Origin of the sequence: 'Nostoc azollae' 0708, assembly GCF_000196515.1 — a bacterium.
In the GTDB taxonomy this organism is placed as follows: Bacteria; Cyanobacteriota; Cyanobacteriia; order Cyanobacteriales; family Nostocaceae; genus Trichormus_B; species Trichormus_B azollae.
This window is the reverse complement of the sequence record NC_014248.1, coordinates 2363306-2390083: the sequence shown is the minus strand read 5'-3', so window position 1 is coordinate 2390083 and position 26778 is coordinate 2363306. Positions and strand designations below refer to the sequence as shown.

The 26778-nt window shown below is 39.1% G+C and carries 19 protein-coding genes, 1 tRNA gene and 8 pseudogenes; 11 read left to right on the top strand and 17 right to left on the bottom strand.

What is annotated here, in order from left to right; all coding sequences use genetic code 11:
• The first annotated feature begins 76 nt into the window (after positions 1 to 76).
• Positions 77 to 295 carry a hypothetical protein gene (locus AAZO_RS37965; RefSeq protein ID WP_013191286.1) on the top strand — a complete coding sequence of 73 codons (219 nt, stop codon included), beginning with the start codon at positions 77 to 79 and terminating at the stop codon, positions 293 to 295.
• A gap of 39 nt (positions 296 to 334) precedes the next feature.
• On the opposite strand, the gene AAZO_RS10915 is transcribed toward AAZO_RS37965, so the two are convergent.
• Complete coding sequence (locus AAZO_RS10915; RefSeq protein WP_013191285.1) at positions 335 to 2086, bottom strand: ABC transporter ATP-binding protein; 1752 nt, start codon at positions 2084 to 2086, stop codon at positions 335 to 337.
• 225 nt (positions 2087 to 2311) lie between these two features.
• The gene (fraI, locus tag AAZO_RS10910; RefSeq protein ID WP_013191284.1) at positions 2312 to 2944 is read right to left on the bottom strand and encodes a septal nanopore formation protein FraI; all 633 of its coding nucleotides are present in this window, start codon (positions 2942 to 2944) and stop codon (positions 2312 to 2314) included.
• Positions 2945 to 3197: 253 nt separating this feature from the next.
• Here fraI and galE point away from each other — a divergent pair, with 253 nt between their 5' ends.
• A complete protein-coding gene (gene galE, locus AAZO_RS10905) occupies positions 3198 to 4196 on the top strand; it encodes a UDP-glucose 4-epimerase GalE (RefSeq protein ID WP_013191283.1) in 999 nt (332 codons plus the stop codon).
• A gap of 81 nt (positions 4197 to 4277) precedes the next feature.
• Here galE and AAZO_RS10900 read toward each other — a convergent pair whose 3' ends face one another.
• Together AAZO_RS10900 and AAZO_RS10895 are read right to left on the bottom strand one after the other, a co-directional pair.
• Complete coding sequence (locus tag AAZO_RS10900) at positions 4278 to 4859, bottom strand: hypothetical protein (RefSeq protein WP_041642963.1); 582 nt, start codon at positions 4857 to 4859, stop codon at positions 4278 to 4280.
• 76 nt (positions 4860 to 4935) lie between these two features.
• Positions 4936 to 6168, bottom strand: a complete 1233-nt coding sequence (locus tag AAZO_RS10895) for an urease accessory protein UreH domain-containing protein (protein WP_013191281.1) — start codon at positions 6166 to 6168, stop codon at positions 4936 to 4938.
• Between the two features lie 595 nt (positions 6169 to 6763).
• On the opposite strand from AAZO_RS10895, the pseudogene AAZO_RS43710 reads away from it, so the two are divergent.
• The 3 pseudogenes from AAZO_RS43710 to AAZO_RS43705 form a co-directional block, all read left to right on the top strand.
• Positions 6764 to 7203: pseudogene (locus AAZO_RS43710) on the top strand (DUF4277 domain-containing protein); the annotation flags it as partial.
• 589 nt (positions 7204 to 7792) lie between these two features.
• Positions 7793 to 8038 (top strand): annotated as a pseudogene (locus AAZO_RS29955) (hybrid sensor histidine kinase/response regulator); the annotation flags it as partial.
• A 769-nt stretch (positions 8039 to 8807) separates the two neighbouring features.
• Positions 8808 to 9678: pseudogene (locus AAZO_RS43705) on the top strand (IS1634 family transposase); the annotation flags it as partial.
• 267 nt (positions 9679 to 9945) lie between these two features.
• Here AAZO_RS43705 and AAZO_RS10870 read toward each other — a convergent pair.
• A pseudogene (locus tag AAZO_RS10870) lies at positions 9946 to 11432 on the bottom strand (IS1380 family transposase).
• Positions 11433 to 11518: 86 nt separating this feature from the next.
• Here AAZO_RS10870 and AAZO_RS43700 point away from each other — a divergent pair.
• Together AAZO_RS43700 and AAZO_RS37930 are read left to right on the top strand one after the other, a co-directional pair.
• Positions 11519 to 12183 (top strand): annotated as a pseudogene (locus AAZO_RS43700) (transposase); the annotation flags it as partial.
• A gap of 120 nt (positions 12184 to 12303) precedes the next feature.
• The gene (locus AAZO_RS37930) at positions 12304 to 12588 is read left to right on the top strand and encodes a hypothetical protein (protein WP_013191278.1); all 285 of its coding nucleotides are present in this window, start codon (positions 12304 to 12306) and stop codon (positions 12586 to 12588) included.
• Here AAZO_RS37930 and AAZO_RS33665 read toward each other — a convergent pair.
• The 11 genes and pseudogenes from AAZO_RS33665 to AAZO_RS37925 form a co-directional block, all read right to left on the bottom strand.
• Positions 12504 to 12689 (bottom strand): annotated as a pseudogene (locus AAZO_RS33665) (IS701 family transposase); the annotation flags it as partial. The gene AAZO_RS37930 and the pseudogene AAZO_RS33665 overlap by 85 nt on opposite strands.
• 272 nt (positions 12690 to 12961) lie before the next feature.
• Positions 12962 to 14070: pseudogene (locus AAZO_RS10855) on the bottom strand (ISAs1 family transposase).
• 162 nt (positions 14071 to 14232) lie between these two features.
• A complete protein-coding gene (locus AAZO_RS10850; RefSeq protein WP_013191277.1) occupies positions 14233 to 15867 on the bottom strand; it encodes a recombinase family protein in 1635 nt (544 codons plus the stop codon).
• An 84-nt stretch (positions 15868 to 15951) separates the two neighbouring features.
• Positions 15952 to 16305, bottom strand: a complete 354-nt coding sequence (locus tag AAZO_RS10845) for a VOC family protein (protein ID WP_013191276.1) — start codon at positions 16303 to 16305, stop codon at positions 15952 to 15954.
• Between the two features lie 213 nt (positions 16306 to 16518).
• Positions 16519 to 16821, bottom strand: coding sequence for a DUF1816 domain-containing protein (locus tag AAZO_RS10840; protein ID WP_013191275.1), 303 nt, complete (start codon positions 16819 to 16821; stop codon positions 16519 to 16521).
• Positions 16822 to 16909: 88 nt separating this feature from the next.
• Positions 16910 to 17881 carry a 23S rRNA (guanosine(2251)-2'-O)-methyltransferase RlmB gene (gene rlmB, locus AAZO_RS10835; protein WP_013191274.1) on the bottom strand — a complete coding sequence of 324 codons (972 nt, stop codon included), beginning with the start codon at positions 17879 to 17881 and terminating at the stop codon, positions 16910 to 16912.
• 96 nt (positions 17882 to 17977) lie between these two features.
• Positions 17978 to 18457: a Mini-ribonuclease 3 gene (locus AAZO_RS10830; RefSeq protein WP_013191273.1), complete on the bottom strand. Its 480-nt coding sequence runs from the start codon at positions 18455 to 18457 to the stop codon at positions 17978 to 17980.
• Positions 18458 to 18848: 391 nt separating this feature from the next.
• Entirely contained in the window at positions 18849 to 19217 is a 369-nt protein-coding gene (locus AAZO_RS10825; protein WP_041639943.1) for an STAS domain-containing protein, read from the bottom strand.
• A gap of 221 nt (positions 19218 to 19438) precedes the next feature.
• Positions 19439 to 20596, bottom strand: a complete 1158-nt coding sequence (gene carA / locus AAZO_RS10820; RefSeq protein ID WP_013191271.1) for a glutamine-hydrolyzing carbamoyl-phosphate synthase small subunit — start codon at positions 20594 to 20596, stop codon at positions 19439 to 19441.
• Between the two features lie 269 nt (positions 20597 to 20865).
• Positions 20866 to 20994: a hypothetical protein gene (locus tag AAZO_RS41310; RefSeq protein ID WP_266889042.1), complete on the bottom strand. Its 129-nt coding sequence runs from the start codon at positions 20992 to 20994 to the stop codon at positions 20866 to 20868.
• Between the two features lie 395 nt (positions 20995 to 21389).
• Complete coding sequence (locus AAZO_RS37925) at positions 21390 to 21575, bottom strand: hypothetical protein (protein WP_013191270.1); 186 nt, start codon at positions 21573 to 21575, stop codon at positions 21390 to 21392.
• Positions 21576 to 22215: 640 nt separating this feature from the next.
• Here AAZO_RS37925 and AAZO_RS10810 point away from each other — a divergent pair.
• Positions 22216 to 22932 carry a retropepsin-like aspartic protease family protein gene (locus tag AAZO_RS10810; protein ID WP_338027125.1) on the top strand — a complete coding sequence of 239 codons (717 nt, stop codon included), beginning with the start codon at positions 22216 to 22218 and terminating at the stop codon, positions 22930 to 22932.
• Here AAZO_RS10810 and trpD read toward each other — a convergent pair.
• On the bottom strand, positions 22862 to 23911 hold the full coding sequence (gene trpD, locus AAZO_RS10805; protein ID WP_013191269.1) for an anthranilate phosphoribosyltransferase: 1050 nt from the start codon (positions 23909 to 23911) through the stop codon (positions 22862 to 22864). The two genes, AAZO_RS10810 and trpD, sit on opposite strands and share 71 nt — an antisense overlap.
• A 569-nt stretch (positions 23912 to 24480) precedes the next feature.
• Between trpD and AAZO_RS10800 the strand changes: the two are divergent.
• The 3 genes and pseudogenes from AAZO_RS10800 to AAZO_RS10790 form a co-directional block, all read left to right on the top strand.
• Positions 24481 to 25219, top strand: a pseudogene (locus tag AAZO_RS10800) (ATP-binding protein); the annotation flags it as partial.
• A 677-nt stretch (positions 25220 to 25896) separates the two neighbouring features.
• The gene (locus AAZO_RS10795; protein ID WP_013191268.1) at positions 25897 to 26493 is read left to right on the top strand and encodes a chromophore lyase CpcT/CpeT; all 597 of its coding nucleotides are present in this window, start codon (positions 25897 to 25899) and stop codon (positions 26491 to 26493) included.
• 126 nt (positions 26494 to 26619) lie between these two features.
• Positions 26620 to 26691, top strand: a tRNA-Cys gene (locus AAZO_RS10790).
• The last annotated feature ends 87 nt before the right edge of the window (positions 26692 to 26778 follow it).

Below are 26778 nucleotides of genomic sequence, written 5' to 3'. Positions count from 1 at the left end.
CTAATGTCTTTGATTTATAGCTCTATTTTACTATGTCCATAATTTCTTATTTTACTTCAATCTATTAGTCTAAGTTATGATTTATCTCTTGAATATCTTCATTTATCTGTTGACTCCTCTAGGCGGTGTTCTTTCTTATTGCTCCTTATTGACAATAACTTTTGATGCTATTTTTGGTGCTTTACTATTTCTCCAATGCCTTTTTTCACTGCATATGTTTCTTTTTATGCTCCCTTATATCTTTTGTCTCCGTAATTTCTCTCTGTGGCACTTTATGGTGCCGAATGTGGGTTAAATAGGGATTCTCAACTATTTCAAACCCATCCCTGAAACCCTATTTAAGCAATTCTTGTACTTGATGCTGACTCCACAACTTTTTATATAATCCTGGCTGTTCAACAAGTTCTGTATGTTTACCAATTTGGACAATTTCACCCTTGTCCATGACCATAATTCTATCCGCAGTAGCAGCAGCAGAAAGTTGATGGGTGATGAAAATCACGGTTTTCTGTTGTGTACCACTAGAGAGATTTCTGAGAATTTGGGTAGCTGTTTGATTATCAACGCTGGAAAGGGCATCATCTAAAATTAAAACTGGAGCATCAATTAACATTGCTCTAGCTAAAGCTGTACGTTGTCGCTGTCCACCTGAAAGAGTTATTCCTCTTTCACCGACAATTGTTTCATATTGCTGGGGAAAATTGTTAATTTCTGCTTCCATTTGAGCCAGACGGGCGACTGTTACCACGTTTTCTTGTTTACGGACTGGGTCCCCGTAGCGGATATTATTTTGAATGGTAGTGCTGAATAAAAAGCTGTCTTGAGGTACGTAAGCGATCGCACGCCGCAAATCATTTAAAGCTATTTTTGTAATATCCAAACCATCCAAAAACAACTGCCCCGCTTTAATATCTAACAATCGAGGCAAAGTATTAGCCAAAGTAGATTTTCCAGCACCAATAGCCCCAACAATTGCCACTAGTTCCCCAGGAGCAATAGTCAAGTTAATATCATTTAAAGCGGGGATATTGGCACCAGGGTAGGTGTAACTAAGATTTTTAGCTGTTACTTCCCCTTTGATTGTATTGGCTGCCAAATGGATAGCATCCGGTGGATCTTGAATTTTTGGAGTTACACTCAAAATTGACTCTAGTCTGTCAATACTTACTTCACCCCGTTGATACGCAGTAATTGTAAATCCTAGCAAGGCCGTGGGAAAAACTAGACGCTCTACATAAATTAATAAAGCCAAAAAATCACCCACAGGTAAAGAATCCGAAGATATCCGCATCGTTCCCAACCAAATGATGATCAGAGAACTGATATTAGCCAAACCACCAATTAGGGGAAAAAGCGTATTTCTGGTTCGTGCCAATATTAGGTTAGCTGTCAATAGATCCTGATTCTTTTTTTGGAAGGCTTGACGCTCATTCTCTTCTTGAGCATAAATCTTAATTAAAGAAATGCCACTGATATCTTCTTGAATCAGTTCACTCATATCCGAAAGTTGTTCTTGCACTGCTGCTTGTTGTTGACGTAAGCGATCGCTAAACAAATACACCAACAAGAACATAAATGGATAGACTGCCAGAGAAGCTAATGTCAGATCCACACTAATTGATAGCATCACTGGCACCGTCAGAGCATAAGCAAACAAAGTATTTGCTAAACTCAATACCGCAAAACCTAGCAACCGCCTGATATTTTCCACATCGCTAGTAGCCCGACTAATTAAATCACCAGGAGTATTGGTCGTAAAATAAGCCGGTTCAAGTTTTAGCAAATGCTGAAAAATTCGCTGCTTGAGTTCAAATTCTACCTGACGACCCACACCAAAAATCCAGATGCGGGAAGCCATACGCATCATCCACATTGCGGAACTAAGCGAGATAATTATGACCGCATAACGTATTACTTGATTCAAACTAAAGGTTGTTGAAAGTGTATCCACCCCAGAGCGAATCAGCAAAGGGATATAAACGCCCAGCCCATTGACAGAGAATAAAGCAATAATTCCCAAAGCAGTGTCCTGCCAATGGGGACGTAGGTAAGTACCGAGTTTAGCAAGCCGTCGAGATTGTGCCATTCAAGCAAGTTTGCAACTTTATCATCCTAATTAGTCAAATAACTGCCCATATTTATTTTTTGGTTGTGTAACCATTTCAGCAGCCATTCTTAACATACTCTACCCGATAACTAGACTGCTTGAAATCAGGCCAGTTAAGCTGTCAAACATCTGAGTTGTATTTTGAGAATGAGGGACATGGGATGATGAGAATAAATAATATTCATCCTGCTTTCTGCCTCCTGATCATGAGCGTCCACGCAAGAAAACGTAAATCTGGTTAAGATAACTTTCCCAAACGTGGGTAGTGAGTTGCAGGGTTTCCGCATTAGGTACAAAATCCTCTACACGCAACCCACGGGTAGTAATAGCTTGGGGATTTTGTAGTAGGTAAGAAGGAATCTTCATATATCCCACAGGTAGGATGCTATCTGTCATTACATCTGAGATGTTTTTATTTATAGTAGAAATGGTAGGTTCGAAAGCCATCAATGTCGGTGCAGGAACCATTGCCGCAACTGGTGATCTTACTAAAAAGTAAGCAATAGCTGGTGTACTAGACAACAACAAAATAGTTAGCGCCCAAGCCAGTAATTGTCCTCCCGGTTTCTCTATACCACCTCCTTTAATTTTTTGGGCAGCAAGAACCAACATTAAAACTGATGCTCCTAGAGGCTTGAGAGGAAAAGAGATAAACCTCCACAGGGAAGCCACCGCTGGTTCACTAGGATTCAGAAATGCCAAAGCTAAAACAACGAGTACAATCCCTAAAACAAATTGCCCAATAAAGCTGACTGTTGGGTAAAATTTTTTGAACAAAGAATAGGCAACAACGCCAATTAACAGCCACAGCAAAACCCGGCTTAGTAATTGAAACATAGATTAACTCTCTAATTTGCTGGTGCAGCAGGTCTAGGAGACGAGGTAAGTGGGTTTATTTTATCGTCAAATTGTAGTTTGCTCAGGGACTAAAAAATAACTCACACCACACATACACAGACTACCGTCGTAGTGATTTTAGTGCAATTTCTTGACCCTGAGTGTATTCTTTGGAATTTTCCGAAAGAGTAATGTAGCACCAGTAAACTAAATTAATTTAGTAGTAGTCGTCAATTCGTTGAAAGGAAAAACTATGCCACCGCAAAAGCCCACCATTTTGGTAACAGGGGGAGCAGGGTATATTGGTTCTCATACAGTCCTAGCTTTGGTACAAGCAGGTTATCAGGTAATTATCCTCGATAATCTGGTTTATGGGCATCGTGATCTGGTAGAACAGGTTTTGCAGGTGAAACTGATTGAAGGTGATATAGAAGATCGCTCTCTGTTGGACAATCTCTTTCAAACCGACAATATTGAAGCGGTTATGCACTTTTCTGCCTATACCTATGTAGGTGAATCAGTGACTAACCCCGACAAATACTACCGTAATAACGTATTAGGGACTCTGACCCTATTAGAGGCGATGTTGGCAGCATCTATTAAAAAATTTGTCTTTTCTTCTACTTGTGCTACCTACGGAGTACCTCAATTTATTCCCCTGACAGAACACCATCCCCAAAATCCCATTAATCCCTATGGGATAACTAAGTTGATGGTAGAACAGATTCTTTCTGATTTTGATGTTGCTTACGGTTTAAAATCTGTGCGTTTCCGCTACTTTAATGCTGCTGGAGCTGATCCTCGTGGTTTATTGGGAGAGGATCATAATCCAGAATCTCATTTGATTCCCTTGGTATTGATGACAGCATTAGGCAAACGGGAATCAATTTCCATTTTTGGTACTGATTATCCCACCCCTGATGGTACTTGCATTAGGGACTATATTCATGTTAGTGATTTAGCAGATGCCCATATTTTAGGGTTGGAATATCTACTCAAAGATGGTGAAAGTGCAGTTTTCAATTTAGGCAATGGTAACGCCTTTTCTGTCAGAGAAGTCATTGCTGCTGCTGAGGAAGTGACAGGAATTACTATACCTGTACAAGAGTGCGATCGCCGTCCTGGTGACTCTCCTATTCTCATTGGCACAAGTGAAAAAGCCAAAAACCTCTTAGGTTGGAAACCCTGCTATCCAGATATTAAAGATATTGTCGCTCATGCTTGGCAGTGGCATCAAAAACGACATAAGTAGGTAATGGATCATGGGGCAGAGGGGAAAATAAATAATTACGAATTACAGATCCCGTAAGGGATACGTAGGCTCTATTACGAATTACTCTCTTCTTACTCCTTGAACAAGGAATAATACAATACCTATAGATAACAGCACAATTGCCACGATCATTATAGGCTGTGCCAACCCTATTGCCGCACGATTAGTCTCAGTCTCATTCTCTCCTACTTGTTGTGGTGCTGCTAATGTCCTACCAGCGGCCACAGTGACTTGAAACCTTAAATCAAAAGGTCGAAAACTACCTGCTGTTGCTGGTTTACCACTTAGTTGCAGTTCATAAACTCCTGCTTTGGGAAAAGTAATTTCTGCTCCTGGTATGCCTTGATACCGTTCAGCTCCAACAGGTTTTAAGGGAGGTTCAAGCAGTGCAGGTTCTCCTGGTGTATGGGGTTCGGCATAAATAGCCAACTGACAATTACACTCTTTCAGGGGTAATACCTGACCACCTTTGCGAGTCAGAGCAAACCAAGTTTGAGCAGGTTGCCCAGCACTGGGGTTATCATTAGGTTCAATGTGAATAGTACCACCAATATTACCTGCTATTTTGACTGTGTGGGCAGAAGCAATAGGCAGGAATGTGAATGATATAAATAACAAAACTAGAAATAATTTGTAATTCATAATAGAGCCTACAACTCCCGTAAGGGATACGTAATTCGTAGAGACCTCTTCCCAGTCTCCAGTCATCAGTCTCCAGTCAACTATCACCTGTCTTCTTTACAGGAAAATAGAATTTTTCTATTTTTAATATTGACCAAAAAAAGTGTGATCGCACCAACAAAACACCAAGAGTAATTATTCCTAATAAGAAAGCTGCTAATTGATTACCCCAATTCAATCTTAAAGCACCCAAGTAATGAGAACCAATCAATACTGCATGAATAGTAGTCAATATCAAAGCAGGAACACTCAAAAGGTTAATTTGTCGCCAAAGCTTACCTAAAGACTTTTGCAGAAAATTGAAACTGGTGCAAGCCGCAGGAAAGATCAACACCAAAGCCACAGTACCAGAACTCATTCCCCATTGAAATTCTAGTGGCAAGAACCAAAAAGCAGCAAAATCCCAATCTAGAGTGTGTTGTATATTATGGATGGTATGTGCCACCGACAGCACAAAGGCACCTACTCCTAAAGCGCGACGATAGCGCAGCAATGCAGGACACAAAATACTGATAGGACGAGCAATTAACACCAAAATTAAGCAAATTAGGGCAGCGTGTCCACTGTAGTCTACCATTGTGTCACCAGTCCGCAATAGAGTAATTACGCCAATAATCAGTGTCACCCAACCACCCAAGCGGTACAACTGACTACGGCGATCTTTACTCATTAAAGAAGTAGAAACACCTACTCCTAACATCGTTGGTAAAGTTCCCAGCCCAAAAGCTAACATGGTAATTGCACCATTACCTAAACTACCTGTGGCAGCAGCTTTAATTTGGGAGGCGTATAAAAAACCACAAGGCATTAAACCCCAATTCATACCCAAAAGTGCTGGTGTCCACCATTTTGTGTGTAAAGATAGCTTCACCATTCCCGCAGCCAGGCGGTTATGTAAACTACCTTGTAGTAACGGGTGTAGTAAGGGAATATGGGGTAGCAAGTCTGGTTTAACTTGTCCTAAACCAAACCAAATTAACATGAAACCAGTAATTATTGCTATCCAACGGCGTAAATCACTACCAATACCTGCCAGTTGTCCACCTTCAACCAACACTGACCCCAGAGCGCCAATACCTGCACCCACTAGAGCATAGCTCAACATTCGCCCTAAGTTTAGCAGAGTATGAAATTTTAATTGCTGTTGCCAACCTAGAGTTTCTTCTTGATGGTAAAGGGAAAATGCTACTGCTAGAGGTCCACACATTCCAAAGCAATGTCCAAAACTCCCCAGGAAGCCCAGGATAGTAATCAGTAATAAATCTAGCATAAGTGACGTTCTGAGTCCTGAACTATGAGTTCTGAAGTCCAAATCAGAACTTTTACAGATGGTAAATCTACTTTAAATAAGTGATTCTGTCAAAAGACAACCTGTAAAACTTGGTGTTTGCATTATTTATGAACGAAGTTACTTAATTTTCCCAAGGATCATATTACCAACTAAAAGATCGCCATAATTTATCTAGAAGTATGGCGTGTATACTGCAAACGGGTGAAACTTGGACTGATGTCATACTGATAGGGCAGCGTTGCAGCGTATCCCTTCGGGGCACTGCGTGAACGCGGGGCATGCCGTAGGCTCTAGTCTCTCGGAGATTCTTTAATATCTCTTTCAGAAACGCTCCGCGAACATTCAGAATGACACTTTTAACCCAGATTTCGCACTTCATCTTGTAGTACATATACAAATGTACAAAAATTACAAAATTCTACGTAGTAAACACATACTTTAAATAGTAAAAAAATAGACAATACAATGAAAATTGCTAACAACTTGGAACTCGTAAGTATTGACAATAAATTCAGGGTAAAAGATGAAAAAATGAATGGAAATGAGCCTGGACTAAATAAAAATACCCAAAAATATGAATTACCGAAAAGAAGAGTTTGAGAGTAAAAAATTGTATCACTTGGGAATAATCGATGAGATAGGAATCTTAGAAAAGATAAATAGGATATTCTTAATAGGGAGTAGAGAGAAAGTAAATACAGGAGAAATAGTCAAAGCAATCATTATGGACTAGGTTTTCTATGGAGACCATTATATTTTTTTCCTAAATTTTTTGAGGAAAAAGCCATGGGACATTTATTAGAAGTGGTAATTAAAGGCGAAGATTTAAATGATGATAAAATAGGCAGAGTAATGGATAAGCCATACAAATATGGATGAACTGAATTATTCCTAATAACTGCCTTAGAAGTAGTAGAAAAATATGGAGTAGCAACCAAATATTCCCATTTAGATTCAACCTCATGGTATTTGCATGGACAGTATAATAATTGCCTAAGTAATCTAGGACAAGAATTATTGGATCTTTCATAGCCAGTGCGTTGGGCTGGTTCCCAGACTTGTTACGGAAGCTCCTCTGAAAGAGGCAGCAACTGGCGTATGTTTTCGAGGGATTTATTTTCTGATTACACAAGGAGCTCATAGGATTCTCAACCTGACAGAGGAACGTTGTGGAATTTTCCAATTCCTACCTACAGCTTATCAAAAGTATTATTTATCTTCTTAGTTTTCAAATCTCTAATTCACTATTGGATAGTCTTGTATTTTCATAAGTGATTGAACAATTAAAATTAAACATTGTTCTCTAACTAGTTTTTGTGACACAATAAGAAAGCTAGAACTTTGACGTGCATAATTATGTTTATAGCTACTGGATTTTTAAAAACTATACTTCTGAATTGCCTGTAGCTGTAGTTGAATTATCCTACTTATTGAAGTGCGAAATGTGGGTTCTAAACCCTTTTTAGTATAGGAAAAAAACCTCACCGTAAGGAGAGTAACGCGAGCGCATCCTTAAAGATGGTTTCCACAAGATTACTAACGCTTCTGTTTTCCTCCTCAGCTCAATCATCTAACTGTGTTTTTAGTTCAGCTGGTAAATAACAAACCTGTAACCGTGGATGTATTATTTAGCCAGAGTGTGACGATCCTCCGACTCAAACACAGTATAGATGAACGTGACTAAATCGCCCTTCAGCGTCAAGATGTTATCTCACGTCTTACCCATGACTTACGCACTCCTTTAGTAGCCGCAGATCAGATGTTGAAACTGTTACAGCAAGGTTATTTAGGAGAATTATCATCACAAATGCAGGAAGTTATTAGCATTATGGCAGGTAGTAACACTAACTGACTGTCCATGGTAAATACATTGGACACGTCCGAAAATTTACAAAGGACTCTGTGTCTGGCTTTCCATAGTGTTAAGATGAGGAAAGAGCCAAGGAAAGAATCAGAGTTGGGAATAGTTAATGATAGCAACTATGCATGAAGATATTGATGAATAGTTTATAATTGACCTCATCTCCATAACATTTATGAAATGGGCAAAACTCATGAACCAGTTCCTAATATGACTAAACCACAAATAGTAAGAACTACTTGTGAGTAAATTGGGGAATTCAGGGGAAATCCTTGTTGAGCTACCCGGGATATTTTTACAAGTCTAATGACCTGTTCAACAAAAATACCCTTGGTGGAAAACTCTTTGTTTCCTGCCTTTTGTTCTGAGTCGCCATCATACATAACGGGACGTAAACAAAAATCAAGGCCAAATGTAGCCCAAACTGGCTTGATAAGAAGGAAACAGGTTCGGATTCAAGTTCAACCAATCAATAAATAGAAAAGATATGGCTGTTCTAAACGCTTCTAACCCACCTTCCGCACCCTAACTGTCACAGATAGTAGTACACAATAACTAAAGCTCCTTCAAGGAAGAAAAGGTTTAATAAGAATAAGTATTATTAAAATGGGAATAGAGTGAGAGAATAAAGTTTTGTAAGGAAGATAAAAGAAAAGAAAATTTAATGATTTAAAAATTAAATTAGAACAGAAGAAGAAATGATTGAATCACAACAGGAGTTGTGGATAATTCTCTTGTGAAATCAAAGCTTAAAAAAATGGAAATTCAAAACTTAGACCATTTAGGCATAGTAGCAGGAATAATAGACCCCATAGGAGTAGTAGAAATAATCCTTGAAATTGGAGAGAAACTAAGTCCGGGTCATGTAGTAAAAGCCATGATAATAAACGGGTTAGGATTTGTATAAAAACCCTTATATATGTTTCCCCAAGATTTTGAAACAATCCCCTGTGACCATCTAATAGGACCAGGAGTAAAACCAGAATATCTCAAGGACGATAAACTGGGGAGAGTCATGGATAAACTATTTATAAAAGGATTGGATAGAATATTCTTTATTGTCGCCTTAAAAGCAGCCCAAAAATTTGGAGTATCCCTATGAGCAGGGCATCTAGACTCATCATAAATGGACGTACATGGGCAATATAATACCATCTTACCAGAAGTAATATGTGAGAGTCAAAAAGTAGGAAATAATCAAGAACTAGAAGAATTAGCAGTAAAATCACCAAAAGAAATAACCATCACCTACGGTTATTCTGGTGACCATAGACCGGAGTTAAAACAGTTCATCATAGAAATGATATGTTCAGGAGATGGAGACATACCAATATATATTTTTAATACTAGCATCGGGAAACCAGGCAGATTCATCATGCTTTGGTAAAATAGCAGTAGAGTACCAAAAACAATTAAAAGTCAACAGTCTCATAGTAGCAGACTGGGCCTTATATACAGAATCGAATCTGAAAATGATGTCAGATTTAAGCTGGTTATTTCCAGTGCCATTAAGCGTGAAATCAGCACAATGATTAATATCAACATTACCAGAACTAGAATTTGTTGATAGTAACTTACCCGGATATAAACTAGCTTCAAAAACAGTAAATTATCCAGGAATAGAACAAACCCGGATTTCTCACAAGCAGTAAGAAATAAATTTACATGACCTGATGTGAGACTAAATTTTGATACATCATCAATCAAAATTGAATCGCAGAGATAAATTAAATATAAAATCGCATTTATAAAGCTAAAAAAGTCACTATCTTTTTATTGGTAGTAAAAGCAAAATGCTCTGTTCGTAAAATTAAGCATGACAAAACAAGACTTGAATCAACCCAAGGGCGAAGTATGATTAATTAGAAATAAGTAAAAGGCAATTTAACTTCAAATTAAGCAGTATTAGTGAGCATTCTTAAGCGTCTATGAGCAGTAGCAAAGATATGTCTATATGGCCAATAACTAGTAATCGCAATTAAAATGGGACGTGTACTTACAGTAATTAAAGCTCCTAACTGCAATAATTTGGTACGAATAGTCCCAACAGTAGTATTTTGTAATTCGGTTTTAGCTAAACATCTTTGACCCAAGGCATTGAGCAAAACCTAAGCTATAGAAGAGAACCATAAACCTAATTGATTTCCCGCAAATGTATGGTTGCTTGTTCTATCACTAAAAAGTTCTAATTGTTGTTCTTTAAAACGATTTTGCATCTCACCTCGCTGACAATATTTTTGTCTATATAGTTGACTAGGAGGTACTTTCTTAGTAGAAAGTGAAGTTACAACAAAACGAACATTAGTTCCTTTTACTCCATATTCAACCTTAAAAACAACACGACGACTACGGCTCCAAGATTCACGAGTTTTATAGTCTAACGATTTATACCAAATTGAGTTATTAATCAAGTCACCAGCAAATTCTGCAAGTTCTTTATCTGGTTTAAACATAGTTTCTAAGAATGAAACTACTGTTGATAGTTTTTGCTTAAACTCAAGGGATGCTCTACTTTGAGTCGTTCTAGTCATCCCAATTAAACGACTATTCTGCGCCAATCCAAAAACATAATCCACACCCATTTGGGATTCACACCATGTCATGATATCGTCTCTAGAATAAGCACTATCTCCACCTACTAAAATCTCAACATTCTTCCATTGTTGACCTATTTGTTTAATCACTCTTTGTACTTCTGATAATGGCCCAAAGCTGGATCTACGTTTGAAGGGCGAAGTTTGGCTGCTAATAGATGTTTTCCACAGAAAATATAAAGTGGAGCATAGCAGTATCCCCCATCATAAGTATTCAAGAAAACTTGCTCCTGATAGCCGTGTACTAAGTCATCAGTTACATCTAAATCCAAAACAATTTCTCTTGGTTCTTTGGCGTAAGATTCTAGAAATATTTTGACAAATGAGCTTTCAATTTCTGATGGAGAATGCCCGATTTTATGGTACCCGCTGTCTGCTCCTTGTTCCACATCTTCAGGACAATGTTCCAGGGGATTTAATATACTCTTTCCTGCCAATCTTGCAGGTTCATTCTCTACTCCAATGCTTTTTCCTAATGCTATAGTAAACATCTAGTCATGACGTAATTATTTGTGGTTATTTAAGTCCTCATACCCTATGACCAGCCCGTATATTCTTTGTTTAATTAAGCTCTCTATTGAATGGTCAATCCGATTTGGCTTTCGCTAATCTTGGAAACATTGTGCAAACTGTGATATGATTTGCAATTTTCTGTCTATTTCAGCAATTAAGCTTAATCCTGCATCTGCTCTTACTTGTCCACCCTGGAAATTGACTATCACTGGCAGCCATTTTTGTTGCTCAAATTTCAACTGTTTTGGTATACAATCTGTTGAAGATGGGGTCATGGTTTCCAACTGCTGAAATGCCTGCTATATATACATACTCGCAGTTTTTGACCCCTTTTTTTTATCTTTTTGTGAGAAATCCGGGACAAAGATGGTTAGTAGTGCAAAGTCAAGAAAGAAGAGAATCAGACCTGGGTAAACTCTCACAAAGAATTACCAAGGCAGAATCAAAAGCTGTGCAAGATTTGAAAAAGTTATCACCAGAAAAATTTGCTTGTGAAGCTGATGCTATCAAGGGTTATCTAAACTATTCAAACAATTCAAATATCACCAAATCAACGAGACTGAAGTTACTCAAATTAAATCTAATAAAAAAGATACTTCAGGCGAGATCCCCTATGAAATATCAGCTACGTTCTCCCAGAATGAAAGTAAAATTAATACAGAATTCCTGAGCGCAGGGCGTTTATTTTTTGCAGACAGTATTTCCCTAAAAAGTCCAGAGAGAATAGAGTGCTTGGGAATGATTATGTGTTTATGTCTGCTGGTTTATACTTTATCGCAACGACAAATTAGAACCCCTTTGAGAGAGTCTAAATCAACAGTAAAAAATTAATTGGGTAAACCAAAAAATTAATTGGGCAAACCAACTGACCGCCCCAATTTACGCTGGATTTTTCCATGCTTTCAGTCTATTCATTTAGTTACACTTAACCAAGGAAAACTCATCTCTCACTGGACTCAAGAGAGAGATTTCATTGTGAATCTTTTACCAGATCATTGTTTTCCCTACTATCAATTAGTTACCTAATCTTTCTCTCTATTAATTTAATTAATATCAGAAAGTAGCCTAATCTCTTTCTTTAGATTTATAGCTCTATTTTACTATGTCCATAATTTCTTTTTTTACTTCAATCTATGAGTCTAAGTTATGATTTATCTCTTGAATATCTTCATTTATCTGTTGACTCCTCTGGGCGGTGTTCTTTCTTATTGCTCCTTATTGAGAATAGCTTTTGATGCTATTTTTGGTGCTTTACTGTTTCTCCAATGCCTTTTTTCACTGCATGTGTTTGTTTTTATGCTCCCTTGGATTTTTTGTCTCCGTAATTTCTCTCTGTGGCAGTTTAGGGTGCGGAATGTGCGTTCTAAAGCTTCAGTGAAAGTATTCAAAGGTTTCTTAGCCCACCTTGGTCTTAATCCTCCAGTCCACTGATGGGAAAGCATAAAAGTGTAGGCACAGAAAACCAAAATAAAATGGCGCAGTAAACTGCTGTTATCTCGAACTTGAGATTCTTTGAGTCCTAACCATCCCTTGCAGGGGAAACGCACCTTATTTCCTAATAAAAACTAATGAGGACTTTAAAATCATTTATATTAAGTGCAGAGCTTGATGGATATATAAACACAATCAATCACTTTTTTATTAAGCGATGAATTAGCTTATCTCCAATTGAATAACTCTTAGCTAAGGATAAATGAGCTAACTATTCATCCATAAATAAGTAAACTTATCTGTAAAAATAAGTAGAAGAAAATATTAAGTAAATTGTTGACAAGTTATTTGAGGCTAAAGCTAAAACTCTTTCTCAAGAGTTATTATCCATTTCTGCCAAAAACTGTTTATTTTTTATCCCCCGCTTCACGGGGTTCTCTTTACCCAAAAGATTGACTGCTATCTGCCGCATTACTGCAAAGTTTTGTGGAGCATTATCTTTCCTAATCCGGCAGTCATCTTGTTTTAAAGCTACATCTAATACCCAATGCAATGAATTTTCTATTGCCCAATGGCTGCGGACAGAATTAGCCAATTATTCTCCATTTGACTCAAGACTACTAATAAAATAACGAGTCTCTACTGTTGTTTTATCATCCACTTATCCGATAGGTTCTAGCATCCCAACACTTTTTAGATTTGACCAAACTGAATCAGGGTCAAGCTGAAACCCAATTCCAGGTAACATCACATAATTGCGGATTTCATGAAGACCATGCCCTGTTTCTTCGGGTTTATATGTGCTATGTTGAAGCTCTTGAAAACCTGTACTTATCCCTGACTTAAATAGCTGTTCTACTGACTCATACAGATTACCTTGGTTCTTTTTTAAAGTAATTACATAATCTGCATTTTCTTGCGTAATTAACTTTACTATGTCTTTGTGACACCCGATGGCATCAATCCTGACAATACATCCAGCTAATTCTAAAACCTTTAATAATTCGGGAATTGCTGTAATTTCATTTGACTTCTCATGCACCTTCACCTGTCCCAACACTAATCTATTTGTAGTTGCCCATACACTTACCATTTGGATTGCACTCTAGTCACTATTTTTACCATGAGAACTACATAAAGTTTTCCCGTCAATTGCCACAACTTCACCATCCCTTATCTTATGTACTGATTTCATCCAGTTCAAAAAACAATTTTGAAATTGTTGCGGATTCAATTGTGCAAATACCCTCCAAATGTGTCCTGGGACCGGAGCCCATTTCCTAGTTCTAAAAAGGTTTTTAACCACTCATATTTTGTGCAGCCATACAGTTCAATTGCCACCCAACTATCTGCTCCACAAATTACTGCACAAATTCCAATGGTAAGAATGTCAATTAACTTGTGTCGTTTCCTCCCCTCTACTCTTGGATCTTCCATCTGTGCAACGTGGTCAGTAATCGTGATTGTGGGCTTGAGCTTCACACTTTTTGGGACTTTCTTCTTCTACTTTTACAATGACTTTACCATCAGAGCCTCATTGGTCAACCTCCATATCATCAGCCCTCCCTACCTTTCTCGTTCCTTAGTATATATGTACCATAATTACATGCGTTCGCCCTGCACTGAAAACTAACCATTAACAAATTAAAAAATGAAACTTACCTGTAAATCCCACTTTTTATCATTGCGCATGATATCTATTTGGCGAATGAATTCTCGTAAATAAAATCTTCGTTCTACTTCTGATAAATCTAACCAAAATTGGGAAATAGAAACAGCTTCAGCAGCAGAACGCAAGTTTACAGGTGGGAGAGTTGCTAACTTGGCTTGGAGTTGAGAAATTTCTGTGCGGAGTTTGTAAGCTCTGATTTTGGCTGTTTCTATATCAAAAACTCCAGTTTCTATGAATGTGGGTAATTGTTGGAGGATTTCTTGTTGTCGTGCGAGGGCATCACTTAAACTATTTTTAATAGCCTCAAGTTGAGAAAAATTTATCCCTGCTACTGCTAAAGGTAAGTCTCGACAAACAATTTCAATCGTCTTGTCTAAAACTTCTGAGTAAGGAATAGCACGACATTTAGGAACTTGGGGACATTTTGTATTGCGTAAATACAAATACTCCTGATTTTGATAACGCTGAGTAACACGAGTAACAGTCATTTGCGCCTGACATTGGCTACAAACAACCAAACCAGCTAAAGAATGGGGCGCACTAGCGGTACGAGATGGTAAACGGCTATTCCGGCGTAAAAGTCGATCAACTTGTGCTGCTTCTTCCCTAGAAATAATGCCCAAATGGGTATCAGAGATAACTTCTCCATTTTGATAAGCAGTATCTCCACGGTAAACGGGATTCGTTAACCAACGCCTTCCAGTGGTGACAGATATTTTTTTACCGTATTTTTTGGCTAAATAGCGAACTGAACCACGGAGAGAACCATAAAGTAAAAAGTTGTCAAAAAAATCTTTAACTATAGGTGATCTACTGCGATCAACAGTATATTTTCCTTTACCTCTGCGGTAGCCGTAGGCGACTTTACCTGGTGGTGGTGAGGCTTCGAGACGATTTTTAGCGTGTCCTTGACGGATGCGGCGACTGCGTTGTTGACGTTGAATTTCTTGAAGTAAGCTAAATAATTCAATGCGGATATTGGCAGATTCAGATGTATATTTTTGTTCTGTAGCAATTACTATTAACCCCATTGATTCTAATTGGTTGAGGCGATCACTCACTTGTTCTAATGTATCCCCCAATTCTTCTAAACGACGAATCAGCAAATAATTTGCAGGTTCTGTTTCACAGTCAATTAGTAATTGTTGTAGTTGCGAGCGCATAGCCTGTCCAGAGGACTGTCCCTCACCCAAATCTTGATAAGTTCTATCTATCTCCCAACCCCAACTAGCATCATCGGGAGTAGTTTCTAACAGAGGATCAGTATAACTGTAAGTAATGATTTTCATCACAAACTCTTCATACACCTTTTGTCCTCGATAATTTCCTGGGTGACTGTAGCGACAAACCAAAATATCCTTACCACCACCACGCGTAACACCACAACCAACAGCAGCAGTATTCAGCCAAATTATCTGAGTATAATGACCCACATCATACCAGTTGCCTGTAGAACTGACATTAGGAAAAATCCCATTCACGAAATATTGCCTTTCCTTTTTTGCATTTTGCGCTGGAACCTGTGAATTTTGAGGAGAAGACATTGCCATAGCAAAAGGAAGTGTTGTTAAAGCAGTATAAGTGATTTTGGTAAATAGGTATGTCATTTCTCCCTGTTTAAACACTATATATTGACTATCTTAGATAATCTTCCCTATCTTCTCACCCCTCTCTTGAGAAAGAACTTATTGCTAACTTAGTTCGATGATATTTCCATCTGGATCTTTAGTAAAAATAGCAGGACGACCGGACGGACTGCCTTGAATAAGATAATTTTGACTCAGTAGTTCTGCTTTTGCTATTTCTAGGTCAACAACTGAGAAAGGGACGTCCGGGTTAGGTCCCCATTTTTCATTTTGATTTTCGGTAGGGACACTAGATGCAACTATCAGGTGAAGTTGATAATTGCCAATTTCATACCATGCACCAGCGTATTTTAGCGTTCGGTCTATTTTTGCTAATCCTAATACTTGTCCATAAAACTGTTCTGAGCGTTCTAAGTCAGTGACAAGTATGGCTGTGTGGAAACTTTGAGTAATTTGCATTTTTGGGTAATATTGGGAGTTGGTAACTAGCTTCCCCCCTTCTGCTTTAACCGACAAGTATTGTTTTGTATGTTGGTCATTGTTCTTAGGATTAAGCCCAAGAACAATGATAGCCTATGGATTTACAGCGATGTGCACAACACAGTCTATTTGAAAAGTAAACCGTCAAGCTAGTTTGACTGCTGACAGCTGACTAATAACTGCTGATCTATCTTATATTTGACCGCTAAAGGCAGGCTTTACTTTACGGTCAATCCGTTCCCCCAGGTCTTCAGCAATAGTCAAATCATAAGGTTTACAACGCTTGACATTAACTATAATTCCTTGCGCTCCTTCCATTTCCAGGTCTTCTATGTAGCCCTTACTTGCCAGTGTTGCTTCCTCTGAACTGAAAAATGGTCCAAAGTAGTATGTGCAACAAGGATTTTGGGTGACAATCTCTACCCACCAAGCCAAGCCGAGGCTATTAGATACACTAATCAGCTGTTCTTTGAGGTTATGCCAAATGGTTTTCATGGGTTTCACCAGCTTATAAACGTGCTACAGGGTGTTAAACAATATCTTGGATTTATTTTGTTTTACATTTCTTTATACTCTTTTAGGATTATTTTTTCAAAGAAATTGTGCGTAATTTATCAAGATATAGGGTATTTAATGAGCGTTGACGATAAATTTCGTAAAGCGCCATGCCTGCTGCCACGGATGCATTGAGGCTGGGAGTCTTTCCCTGTAAGGGAATTGAGACTAAAATATCGCAAGAACGTTGTGTCAACATACTCAGACCGTCGCCTTCAGATCCAATTACTAAAACAGTGGAGCCGCTGAACTTCACCGTATGTATAGGTTCACTACCTGCAGCAGCAGTTCCATAAATCCAATAACCAGCTTCTTTGAGTTGTTCTAAAGCACGACTGAGATTGATCACTCTAGCTACAGGAAAGTTTTCCAAAGCACCTGCGGCTACTTTAACAACCGTTGAAGTAATCCCAGAAGCCCTTCTTTGGGGAATAACTAATCCTTGTGAGCCTATTGCTTCTGCTGTCCGAATAATTGCCCCCAAGTTATGAGGATCGGTGATCCCATCGGCAACTACAATGACGGGGTCAGTGACTGATTTTGCTTGTGTAATAAGATCTTCTAATTCCATGTAGGCATAAGGAGCAATTTGTGCTGCTATACCTTGGTGATTAGCTCCGTCGGTGATTTGGTCTAAACGCTTGGGTTCAACTTCGTCTATAACTGTGCCATTGTCCTTAGCTTGGAGAATTAAATGATGAAATCGAGGATCGTAGCGCAGACGAGCAGTAATCCAGAGACGGTTAAGTCCACGCTGATTTTCCAGCGCACTTAATACTGGATGACGACCGTAAATGAGATCGCTTTCTTCTGGTGATTTGATTGCTGGGGTAGGCAGGGAAGACTGGTGAGATGGGCGTGGTTTACTGGAGAAGGATTTACTTTCTCCCTTGGTTTGATGACGAGTAGGATTAGCTATAACGCGCTTACCTTTGATTTTTATGGGTTGGACACGCTTTGTTTCGCCAGTAATATTGATTTTTCGTGGTTGATTAGTCATGGGATTATGGTACTTAGCGGATGGGTGGGCATCACGATTAACTCAACTTAATGAACCGTGACGATTGATTTTCCTGTCCGGAGATTGAGCTATTAACTATTTCTCTAGATGGATTTTTTGCAACAGTTCGATTAAACGGGGGTAATCGGTGAGATATAAATAGCCAACTAAAGTTTCTAGACTAGTTGCCTGTTGATAAATTTCGGGGTTAAGTCGCTTAGGTCGGCCTGTGGCAGCATTGCGACCTCGGCGGACAATTTCTAATTCGTTACTCCTTAAATGTGGAGTCAGCGATCGCAAATGTAGGGCTTGTGTTTCTGCTCTTACCTGCGCCACTACCAAACAATGGTAACTTTCTGGCCGTTGCTGTGGCAACAGAAAGAATATTCTAACATATAGTTCGTAAATCGCGTCCCCCAAGTAAGCTAAGGCAGAAGGAGAAATTTGTTGCACTTGTGCCTGGGATATTGGTTGGGGTAATTGCGTCGTGTTTACCAACAATGAGGGAGTTTCAGATGAATCTAGCTTTGCAACTCCATCTCCTTCATTTTTAGCTTCTTCCTCCTTGGGCTTCACAAGTTAATCATTCCTTGACCTACTAAAATATCTGGGAGATTATTTTCGCGAACATTTATTCTTTATGCAGCAAGCTATCTTACCATACCTAGCATATTCAACACTAGAAAAAATTACTGAAGCTGTATTATTTATTTTTTTAATTGGTCAGTTCTCATTAGGGAGAAGCCTGGGGCCAGGAAGTAGGAGATACTAAATTAGTATCTCTTTCTTGACTTCTGATAGCGGATAGTGGTGTAAGCCATACTCCTTGTCGGCTGTAAAGACATCAAAACCTAAAAACTTTTTGGATTTCTAGATTTTGATGTCTTTACAGCCTATTTTCTTATAAAAATCAAGCTATCCATAAGCTTTTATTGGATAGCTTAATTTATTGTTTTTGGTCAAGCAATCAAGACGACTTGATATTGTCTAGTGCCGCATCAACAGTGGTTTGTAGGGCTAGGAATTTTTCCAAGCGAACAAGCTTGACCGTTTGAGTTACACGAGCATTAGTAACAATTTGCAAAGTACCTGTGCTATTAGCTTGCTTGGCTAGTTGTACCAGCGCACCCAAACCTGAGCTATCAACAAAGTCGATTTGTGAAAGATCCAGAATTATGTGCTTTGGACCTTCATTAATCTTATTGGACAGGATTTTGCGAAATGTCGGCTCAGAAAAAGCGTCTAACAAACCTGTGAGGCGGAATAGCTGATAGTTATCCCGGACTTCGCGAGTGCCTCTCAGGCTAACGGTTAGATTCAGTGGTTCAGCAATAATTCCCTCCTCGTCCTCTTAACTGAAAGTAAACGCTCAAGTATAGATAATTTTTGAGCAAGTTGTCTAGATTGGGTACTGGGGACAAATAAATTCGAAATTCAAAATTCCTGTATTTGTCTTTTGAGTTTTGACCTTGAAAATACTAGGGATTGTGAAATGGGAAAGATTATTACCCATTACCCGTTATCAATTAACAACCTGGCCATTTTTCTATTTTTAGCCTAAGCGATCGCTGCTTGACGTGCTGTTTGCATTTCTAGCACAAACTGCTCAAACAAGTAATCTGCATCGTGGGGACCGGGACTAGCTTCTGGGTGATACTGTACAGAAAAGACAGGTAGAGATTTGTGACGTACCCCAGCAACGGTGCGATCGTTTAGGTTAAGGTGACTAACCTCTACAACTGCTGATGGTAATGAATCCGGATCAATAGCAAAACTGTGGTTTTGACTGGTGATTTCTATTCGCTGTTGTAGACCTGTGGGCTGATTTAACCCACGATGCCCAAATTTAAGTTTAAAGGTTTCTGCCCCCAGTGCGTGACCCAGAATTTGGTGTCCCATACAAATACCAAACATGGGTTTTTGGCTTTCTAGTAATGCTTTAACGGTGCTAATGCCTTCTGTCACTGCGGCTGGATCACCTGGTCCATTGGAGAGAAATATCCCATCTGGATTGTATTTGAGGATTTCTTCTGGTGGTGTATCGGCAGAAACAACTATCACCCGACAACCATAACTGGCTAAACGGCGTAAGATATTACGTTTCACACCAAAGTCAAGAGCAACAACAGTGAAAGTTTCGCCAATTTTAGCTACTCCCTCTGGGTTAAATTCCCAAGCAGCAGTGGTGGCTTCAGACCATTCATAAGCTGCTGGGGTGGTAACTTCCCTCACCAGATTTAATCCTGTCATGTTAGGAGCCGCTTGCACCAGTTCTAATAATTCTGCTTCATCTGTAATGGAGGTAGAAATACCACCGTTCATAGCACCATACATCCGAATTTTGCGGGTGAGGGCGCGGGTGTCGATGCCGAAGATACCGGGGATCTGGTGTTGTTTGAGGTAGTCTGGTAGAGATTGTGTAGAGCGCCAGTTACTGGGTTTGTGACAGATATTACGAGCGACCGCACCTCTGACATAGGGTTTTGCTGATTCCTCATCTTCGGGATTAACACCAGTATTCCCCAATTCAGGATAGGTAAAAATGACAATTTGACCGCTATAACTAGGATCAGTCAACACTTCTTGATATCCAGTCATACCAGTGTTAAACACAACTTCCCCAATGGCTGTTCCCATAGCACCGAAAGACCAACCGTGATAAGTTGTTCCATCTGCTAAGACAAGTAGAGTCGGTATTGGATCAGATAAAGACATAAATAGTTGGTAATAGGTAATTGGAAATACAAGAGGGGGTTTCTCTCTTCTATAATTTAAATTTAGTTCTTTATAGGACTACAAAAGTATATTTTCTCATGGTTTATTTAAGTGGAGACTCTACATGATGTAGAATATTGATTTCTATAATTGCAAATTGCTATTTCAACTCCTGATCGCTAGGTCTTGTACGGCATCCTTCGTCTGTATAGCCCTATACAGGACAAACAGAGGGAAAAGCTTGGTGAACAATATACATAAATCGGCCTCTATCTACAAGAAGCACCTTGAAGTTCCGGCATAAAAAACCGAATTTTTCTAAATACAAAATCTGGTTTGTCAGTACCTTTGGGAAAATTATCGCCATCTGAGTCATCAAAAAACGGATCTTTTGGCAAGGAGTCTCTCTGTACTTTTGTATCAAAATCTCAAATTTTTCTCTAGCTCTTTTGTTTTTTGTAGTGAGTGAGTTTTAATAAGCCTAGCAAGACTAAGCTCAAACTTCTGCAATGGCCTGATCGAATATGTTTCGCAACCAGGCACTACTATCCTCCGGCTTTACTTCTGGAATACGTTCGTAATGTAAATGCAATTCCTCTCAAGGATCAGATAAAACAGTCTGATATTCAGGATCATTACTGCTCAATACAATCAACAATTGTATCAATGAAGGAGTCAATAGCATCAATACAAAAACATAAGATGCTCTTTGGGAGGTAAGATTCAAAAAAAGAAAATAAGTTTTTGCTTTAAGGATATCCGAAAACCCTGTAACTTTTTTCGTTGGCTCAATTCAAGAGTAGGCGAAATCTCTTAATGCATCACGTTGTTCAGAAGAAAAACTGCTCGACTCAGCCTTGATATCCCTAAACGCTAGTTTAAAATATGAAGCATATTCATCAAATCTTGGAGATAAACTAACTTTATTGCCCCTGACTTGATAAATTTGCTCAAAATCAATTAGAACTGCACTAGACACAGGTAATAATACCTCTACTTATAGAAAATGACAACCTTAAATTCCTTTTCAGAGGATATGATTCCTCACAGGTAATATCTGGTAATGCCAGAAACAATATTGATATTTTCATCGAGAATTAGGAAATTTCCTGTAGCTATTATACAATCCTATACAAGAGAATAGTATTCCTGTATAGGAAAATACAAAAGTATCCTACTGAAAATCTTGGTTTTAAAATAATTAAACCTGAACCATCTTTAATTCGGTGGGGGCGGTACTCTTGGAAAGAGCAGCCAGGGCGGTTAAAACATTCACTATGCTTCAATCTTTTTTATCCCGTGCAGCCCTAATTTTTCTCTCTGGTAGTCTAGCAGTTTTGAGTGTTGCCTGTGGTGAGAACAAATGGACTACTGGTAATACTGCTGGTAATCATAAATCTGTGTCTGTTGGTAATTTGGCAGCGATACAGCGGCCTAATAAGAAGCTAGGGACACCATCTGCAAGCCGAAAACCGCACAAAAGGAGTTGGTCACTGGACCAAGTACTTTGGAATTGGCTCTTGATAAAGCTCTTGGTGGTTCGAGTATCAGTCAATCTACTCAATCTCCAGATGATTGGAATTTAGTGGTGAATTAAGTTGCAGGATGCGATCTCTCTCATGGAACAGGTACAACCAGACAGCCCGAATTTTCCGTTTGCTCAAAGACAAATTACTGAATACCAGGATCAAATTGAATTAGCACGACAAAAAGCTGAACCCGGTAATTTGGTATCTCCATTTACTAAACCGCCACAGGTGGTTGTTGCTGTTCCCCAACCAAAACCCCCTAAATTACAACGCACTCCCTATCCCACTAGACAAACACAACCACTACCACCTCCAAAACCTGTTTTTCCTTCTTCGGAAGTTGTAGCTGAAAATAACGTGGTCTTTATTGCCCCGATTCAACGGCGAGTTGGTGGTACAACAATTGTGGAAGTTACTTTTAATGGTCGGCAACGATTTGAGATGATTGTGGATACGGGGGCTGGTGGGACGGTGATTACTCAAGAAATAGCCAGTGCTTTGGGTGTGGTGTTGGTGGGAAAAGCGAAACCCAATACTGTTAGTTCCAAAGCTGTGGAATTCCCCGTGGGCTATCTGGAGTCAATGGAAGTTGGTGGAATGATGGTTAATAAAGTTCCCGTGGCGATTGCAGGTGCAGAATTAGAAACAGGATTGCTAGGACATCACTTTTTTGGCAACTACGACGTTACCATAAAGCGCAATGTCGTAGAATTAGGATTCCAAGCCCGCTCAGAAATTAATCCCGCAGGAATTCAACTAACTGTTCCAACTTTCTCCAAGGGCTACCGCTTTCTAAAATTTCCCTAGCTAAACTCACGCCTTGAGCATGGTTAAATAAGGGAATCACACCTGCTACTTGCAACGCCAAAGCAGCATTTAGCGCCACTGCATCCTGTTGTGCCTGAGTTCCCTTACCTTGCAGCACTTTCTTGAGAATTTTGGCATTCTCCTGAACATTTCCACCCTTTAAGGCTGTGATAGGCGCGCTTTTCACACCTGCTTCTTGGGGATTAATGGTGGTTAACAGCACCTCACCATCAGCTAATACTGCCAAGTCGGTGATATCGCCTAACCCCACTTCATCTAATTTTTCTCTGCCATGTAATACGATCGCCTTCTGTGTTCCCAACTGATTTAATGCTTGGGCAATTATTTCTATCAGCTTGGGATCAAAAACTCCAATTACTTGCCCAGTGGGACGCAAAGGATTTACGAGTGGACCCAGTAAATTAAATACCGTTCGTACCTTTAAATTTTTCCGTAATGGTGCAACTGCTTTCAGTGCTGGATGCCAACCAGGGGAAAATAAAAACGTAATTCCCACTTCTTTAAGTGCTGCTTGCACCTTGTCACTAGTAGCACTTAAGTTAACACCTAAAGCTTCTAAAACATCCGCACTTCCGGTCAAACTAGAGGCAGAACGACTACCATGTTTAGCTACAAGTATACCAGCAGCCGCAGTCACAAAAGCCACTGCTGTAGAAATATTAAAAGTTGATGCCCCATCTCCACCAGTGCCACAGGTATCAACCAGGGGAATTTGAGATTGGACTTCTGTTGTTTGTATGGAAAGAGATTTTAAAACTTCTGCCATTCCTGTCAACTCTTCAGCAGAAAGGCCTTTGAAATTCAAGGCTATTAAAATTGCCCCTGATAATTCTGGAGGGACGGCTTCATTGATCCATCCTTGCATCAACTCTGCTGCTTGAGTACGGGATAATGATTGACGGTCTAATAATTGTTGTAGCAGAATAGACCAATTAACAGTAACTGGGGAAGTAGTCATAACTTATACAATCTTGGATTTTGAATTTTGCACGTTTGGCGAAGCCTCTGTCGAAAAACTTTGGATTGTGAAACACTTACTGTATTAGCCATACTACCGAAGAATGGGAAACAATTTTTAGCAAAACTATCCACGAATGCACATTTGCGAAGCATTTCGTAGATATTAAGATAAGAAGAAAAGAGGGTTTCAGAGAGTTTTGGTGTAAGTTCTGAATTGTATAAGGAAATCATTTATTCTTAAGGAGTAAAACTGCGGGAAAACTATGCTATATTATTCATATAATAATCAGCACGAAAAATAAATTTATATAAAGCGTTTCAAGAATATTTTCAAAACTTGCCTGATGTATAAATACTTAATGGCTCTTTTGAAGATTTATCATAAATTGTATGGTTAGTGCTGCCAACTCTTTTCGTTTGATGGATGGTGGAGTTGATCTGGGAATCAATTTTTATAAAATTCTGAATTCCTCAACTCCTGAACGTCTAAATTCCTGAACTCATTTTTTAATTATGCTGCTAGATTTAGAATGATTTTATCAGGCTTGTAATCCGAGCAAACCGCTAATGATTGAAAATGCTGCGAATCGTCCCTACTATTGTACTATCTTGATTTTGCTTCAGTGTGGCATAGCAAAATTACTGAGGACTTGCTACAAGATATCAGCAATATTTCACCGGATCTTCCCACCTGTCAGTTATTTACAGGACGCCTGGGTTGTGTGTGGGAAATCTAAGGATTTGTTACGTCTGAAACCAGAATTGGAGAAGCAATAATTTCAGGTAGTATATTTTGAGTCTACTCGTGTCCTGGAAATGGCTGATGTGGATGTGACCGCTATTCTTCTGGCCATTGCTGGTCAAGTGAGTGAAAGTCTGGAAGCAATGAAAATCAGCCTCAAATCCGACTATTTTGCAAAATTGTTTACTGAGGTGGTGGATTTTCTGAAAAAACCGATATATGTGGGGGTAGAAGCAGAACTATCGGTTGGTGTTGCGAAAATTACGCCAAAAACCAAAGAAGGTCCTCAGTTAGGACGACGGTTAAGGGACTATCTGAAACCACGGACAGAAAATATTTTACTTTCCATCAATCAAGAACTCTTAGAACGTGCTAATACTGAACTCAAGGCTAAGGGTAAAAAGGGATTAGTTGTTATTGTTGATAGTTGGGATGGAGTCTCATCTTTTAGACCTATACCTTCTGGGAAGTCTCTTCCAGAATACTGATTTATTTATCGAACGAGGTGAGCAATTACGGAAACTAAGTTGTCGTATTCTTTACAGTAATCTGTTATCTTTAACTCGTTAGACTTGTAAAAATACTCCCGCTACCTCAATAAAGATTTCCCCTGAATTCCCCAATTTACTCACAAGTAATTCTTACTATTTGTGGTTTAGTCACATTAGGAATTACTTCATTAATTTTGCCCATTTCATCAATGTTATGGATATGAGGTCAGTTATGAATTCGTCATCAACACCTTCATGGATACGAACTATCCGTAACTATTTCCAACCCTGATTCTTTCCTTGGCTCTTTCCTCATCTTACCACTATGGAAAGACAGACAAAGAGTCATTTGTAAATTTTCGGTCCTCTCTTTTGCCAATTGGTAGGATTTGGCGCTACAGAGCAAATTTTTCTTAATCCTCTGGATAACCGTACTCGTGATTATGTTGCTGGGCGTTGTGGTCAATACCATGTTGGATCTGAGATTTTGGAATGTGAAATATTGACCTTTTCAGGATTTACGCAAGTGGCATATTAGTAGGGTGTCTCAGACCTGTAAATTAGTTAGGATAAACAGATTTTTGACAACTGACGCACCTTAAAAATAGACATTGCGTCTGACACTTGCGTAAGTTATACTTTTTTGAATTCTCCAGATGGGTTGATACGTCAAGGTTTAAAATGAGCCAATAAATATCAGATGGTTTTAAGCCTGTGTACCAAAACCAAAATCCAAAATCCAAAATTGCTATGACTCATTCTACAGATATTGCCACCTTAGCCCGTTGGATGGCGGCTGATTTTAGTAATCAAGCCCAAGTTTTTGAGAATCCGGCTTTTTTTGCCCATATTCGTGTGTGTATGCGTCCCCTACCTTACTTACTGCTATCAGGGGTGAGTTTGTTTGTAGAACAAGCTTATGACTATATGCTCAATGACCCCTACCGGTTACGGGTGTTAAAGTTAATGACAGCAGGAAATAAAATCCATATTGAAAACTATACTGTCAAAGACGAAAAAGACTTTTACGGTGCATCCCGTGACTTAGAACGTCTGCATAAGTTAACGAGCGATCACTTAGAAAAACTCTCCGGTTGCAATATGATTGTAGAGTGGGCTGGTAGCCACTTCAAAGGCACAGTCGAACCAGGTAAAGGTTGTATAGTTGTCCGCAACAGACAGACCACCTATTTAGATAGCGATTTTGAAATTGACGGTGAGAAATTCATCAGCCGTGACAGAGGACGTAATCCCGAAACCGATGATCATATTTGGGGTTCTGTCGCTGGACCATTTTACTTTGTCCGTTGGGATAATTTTGCCGACGAAGTGAAATTAAGTCCCTAATCCCAAATCACCCCAGGATAGCCTTCTTGGCTGTCCAGTTATTCAAGACAATCCATCCTTAAAGAAATTTTCTTCTGAACCATGCAATCTGGGCTAAATTCTGTTATTATTAGTTATTGTGAGTGCGGCGACATAGCCAAGTGGTAAGGCAGAGGTCTGCAAAACCTCCATCCGGCGGTTCGAATCCGCCTGTCGCCTTTACAGACAGAGTAATATATTTGAACAATTGGGGCTCCTAAACGTTTTATAGGAGTCAGAATGTTTGAGAAATTGGTTACCTATCAA

Bases quoted from the DNA above. Each gene is read 5' to 3' on its own strand.
- AAZO_RS37965 (WP_013191286.1), top strand. From the start codon at position 77: ATGATTTATCTCTTGAATATCTTCATTTATCTGTTGACTCCTCTAGGC.
- AAZO_RS10915 (WP_013191285.1), bottom strand. From the start codon at position 2,086: ATGGCACAATCTCGACGGCTTGCTAAACTCGGTACTTACCTACGTCCC.
- fraI (WP_013191284.1), bottom strand. From the start codon at position 2,944: ATGTTTCAATTACTAAGCCGGGTTTTGCTGTGGCTGTTAATTGGCGTT.
- galE (WP_013191283.1), top strand. From the start codon at position 3,198: ATGCCACCGCAAAAGCCCACCATTTTGGTAACAGGGGGAGCAGGGTAT.
- AAZO_RS10900 (WP_041642963.1), bottom strand. From the start codon at position 4,859: ATGAATTACAAATTATTTCTAGTTTTGTTATTTATATCATTCACATTC.
- AAZO_RS10895 (WP_013191281.1), bottom strand. From the start codon at position 6,168: ATGCTAGATTTATTACTGATTACTATCCTGGGCTTCCTGGGGAGTTTT.
- AAZO_RS37930 (WP_013191278.1), top strand. From the start codon at position 12,304: ATGATTTATCTCTTGAATATCTTCATTTATCTGTTGACTCCTCTGGGC.
- AAZO_RS10850 (WP_013191277.1), bottom strand. From the start codon at position 15,867: ATGACATACCTATTTACCAAAATCACTTATACTGCTTTAACAACACTT.
- AAZO_RS10845 (WP_013191276.1), bottom strand. From the start codon at position 16,305: ATGCAAATTACTCAAAGTTTCCACACAGCCATACTTGTCACTGACTTA.
- AAZO_RS10840 (WP_013191275.1), bottom strand. From the start codon at position 16,821: ATGAAAACCATTTGGCATAACCTCAAAGAACAGCTGATTAGTGTATCT.
- rlmB (WP_013191274.1), bottom strand. From the start codon at position 17,881: ATGACTAATCAACCACGAAAAATCAATATTACTGGCGAAACAAAGCGT.
- carA (WP_013191271.1), bottom strand. From the start codon at position 20,596: ATGTCTTTATCTGATCCAATACCGACTCTACTTGTCTTAGCAGATGGA.
- AAZO_RS10810 (WP_338027125.1), top strand. From the start codon at position 22,216: ATGGAACAGGTACAACCAGACAGCCCGAATTTTCCGTTTGCTCAAAGA.
- trpD (WP_013191269.1), bottom strand. From the start codon at position 23,911: ATGACTACTTCCCCAGTTACTGTTAATTGGTCTATTCTGCTACAACAA.
- AAZO_RS10795 (WP_013191268.1), top strand. From the start codon at position 25,897: ATGACTCATTCTACAGATATTGCCACCTTAGCCCGTTGGATGGCGGCT.